The sequence below is a fragment of the Nocardioides acrostichi genome (assembly GCF_015319165.1).
GTDB lineage: Bacteria > Actinomycetota > Actinomycetes > Propionibacteriales > Nocardioidaceae > Nocardioides > Nocardioides acrostichi.
This window is the reverse complement of the sequence record NZ_JADIVZ010000025.1, coordinates 1-2,254: the sequence shown is the minus strand read 5'-3', so window position 1 is coordinate 2,254 and position 2,254 is coordinate 1. Positions and strand designations below refer to the sequence as shown.

The 2,254-nt window shown below is 60.5% G+C and carries 2 protein-coding genes; both read right to left on the bottom strand.

The annotated features are described in order from the left end of the window. Window positions 1–397 precede the first annotated feature (397 nt). Window positions 398–808 (bottom strand): hypothetical protein, encoded by a 411-nt coding sequence (locus ISG29_RS20375; RefSeq protein WP_194505284.1) that lies wholly within the window; start codon window positions 806–808, stop codon window positions 398–400. A gap of 6 nt (window positions 809–814) precedes the next feature. After that, a complete protein-coding gene (locus ISG29_RS21800; protein WP_207793420.1) occupies window positions 815–2,161 on the bottom strand; it encodes a polymorphic toxin-type HINT domain-containing protein in 1,347 nt (448 codons plus the stop codon). Window positions 2,162–2,254: the final 93 nt, after the last annotated feature.

The following is a 2,254-nucleotide window of genomic DNA, read 5'->3' as shown; positions in this document are numbered from 1 at the left end:
TGCAACTTCTCCGCATCCCGCAAACGCGCCACGATCTGCTCCGGGGTCAACCTCTTCGATGCAGCCATCAGGAACTCACACCGGTCCTCTCACTTGTGGATGGATTCTCACAAGAACTGGACCGAAAGACGGGGGGCCGGACACTCCATCAGATCCGACACGCGACACCCGCGTTGGGCTGCTGCAACACCAAAGGTGAAGCGGCAGCTTCCGGAGCGAGCAGCAACTCGAAACCCACCCCTGCAAGGCCAGCGACTGTGCGATCGGTCCGAGGCTCACTCACATTTCCGAGTTCTCGGCATCCTTCACCGGGCTCGCTGGCCGTCACAGACCACCGGCTCGTGGTCATGCGTTGACTGTCCTAGCAACTCTCGACCGCGAGATGCCAACGACCACCTCACGAATCTGATGGTCGACGCGCGAGCGATGACCGCGCTGCTTCATGAACGAGGACCGCTGGGTCTAAGGCCAGAGTTTCAAGCAGTTCGACGGGCGCCTTCCGGTTGTATGCCACCCTTGTTCGGACGCCCTCGTCGGGGTCAGCGGCAAGCTGGCGAAAGAGTCCGACCGTGAGTTTTCGCTTGTCTGCGACCGCGCAACGGACTTCGGCCTCGGAGTCGGAGGCGAGGACGGTAAGAATTTCGATCGGCACCGTCTTGTTGTGCGCCACCCAAGGTCGCATATGGGGGTAGCGGTCGATCACCTCCAGCCAGATGCGCACCGGGGCTGCATCATGCGCAGCACGACGATAGTCTTCAGGCGCTGCACTCGTCCTGAGCCTCACGAATTCGTCGGCAGACTCAATCATCTTTGATCACCACCGAACTATCATGCCGGCGTCACTCTTATGCTTGAGCGCGGGATCAATGTAATCGCCGTACTTATCGGCATCGCGATACCACTCGAGGCCCTTCGACGTCTCGCGGTACACCTTCCACGAAGAACCGCCATGCCCAGCGGTATCGCGGGACCACCAGGTTCCGTCGGCCTGCTTGGAATACTTATGACTACCGACCACGCGCGTGGCAAGACTCTGCTCGTCGGTGATTTTCCAGATCGCGCGCACGCTGCAGGTGTTGTGAACCAGGATGGCGTCGTCGCCGACGTGGTAGGTGTGGATGCCCTCGACCGCGAGGTTGTAGGCGAGGCCTTCTCGGGTGGTCTCGAGCTGAAGGCTTGAGACCCGGATGGTGCGGCTATCAGCGCTAAGAACCCGCTCACCTTGAGACAACTCGTCTGCTCGTTCAAAGCGCCGGTCGTCGACCGACCAGTAGGGGTGGTCCTCGGTGGTGATCAAGACCGTCCCATCGGCCAACTGAAGATCGGTCAGCGCGTCGTCGTGCACGAACACGTGCTCGACCTTCCTGGGCTTCTGTTCGCCGGTCTCGGGGTCGGTCGCAAGCACCATTTCGCCGACCTTGACCTGGTCGATGGGCTTCTTCGACCCGTCGGCCATGAGCACCAGGGTGGCTCCAGAGAAAGAACAGGCTCGGGCTGCTGTGTCTGCGGCGGCGACGAGCGCGTCGCCAACTTTACGCTCTGCGCGCACCGCCTTGAAGGTCAGCGCAGCACCCTTGCCGCCGGCTACCGCCAACTTTCCTGCCCCAGCGGTCGCTATTTCACCGGCGGCGATAAGGCAGCTGCTTACTTCTCCCTTAGCGCAGCCCGTGAATTCCCCTACAAGGAAGTCGACAATTGCTGCGCCCTGTTCAGGGTCACTGAACCTTTCGGGATGGGCGTGCTCGTAAGCGGTCTGGATTTGGAGGGTTTTGTATGCCGGTGCCTCGGCTTCGTGCTTGACCTTGAAATCCGTGGAGTATGTGTAGTCGTAAAGCGTTTCGCTTACGGGGTCTCCCGTATCCCAGCTGTCGTAGGTGGTGTAGTTTTGGGTGTCGTATTTGATCGGGGCGAAATGCCTTTCGTCGCTCGTTTGCGGTACCACGCCGCCACTAGCGCCGTAGTCCGTCATCAGCCCGCTTGGATCCGAGCTTGCGATTGGGTTGGACCCGGCGTATTGATACTGCTCGGCCCCAGTTCTCTGGTCCAACACTTGTTTGAGCTTGTGCCGATCGTGCGTCGGACGTTGCGCTGGGATCGGCATGTTCGAACTGGTCCACTTGCGGTGGCGGTAGGGACTCTCATCGGCTACCACCTCTTTCACGGACAACTCGCCTCGTCGAGCATCTTGGCGTACTTCGAGGGTGTCATGCCAGCGAGGCTTCGGTGCGGGCGGACGGTGTTGTACTTGATGAGC

What these genes read in the sequence shown, in the direction of transcription:
- ISG29_RS20375 (WP_194505284.1), bottom strand. Translation starts at nt 808, where the DNA reads ATGATTGAGTCTGCCGACGAATTCGTGAGGCTCAGGACGAGTGCAGCG.